Source organism: Streptomyces sp. P17 (genome assembly GCF_032436805.1).
Taxonomy (GTDB): Bacteria; Actinomycetota; Actinomycetes; order Streptomycetales; family Streptomycetaceae; genus Streptomyces.
The window spans coordinates 1-326 of the sequence record NZ_JAVRBF010000521.1; the positions used below are offsets into that span (position 1 = coordinate 1).

Here is a 326-nt window from a genome sequence, read left to right on the forward strand (position 1 = left end):
TTGATCCTTCTTGGCGTTGTGCATTCGACGCTCAAGTTCATTTGCCCAGGAGAGATTCGGCCAGCCAGCCAGAACCTCAGCACACTCCTTCTTCAGGGTGTCCGCAAAGGCCACGCGATGCACCTTCAGGCCATTGGCCTCGATGTGCTCGATGAGGGTGTCCTTACCGGACTTCCCCCGGATGCTGTTGAGGGCGAGGATCGGCTTAGACACGGACGACATCCTCCGGGCTGCGCAAGGCGAACTCCCAGTCAGCTCGATTGGGGCGACCGAAGCGAATCTCTACGGTCTTCGGGAGCACCCGAGTGACGGTGCCCACGGTCATG

At 60.1% G+C, this 326-nt stretch carries 1 protein-coding gene; it reads right to left on the reverse strand.

Annotated features, from left to right (window positions below; genetic code table 11):
- A partial coding sequence (locus RMT89_RS41955) for a hypothetical protein (protein WP_315889010.1) occupies positions 1–213 on the reverse strand: 213 nt, incomplete at its 3' end.
- Between the last annotated feature and the right edge of the window lie 113 nt (positions 214–326).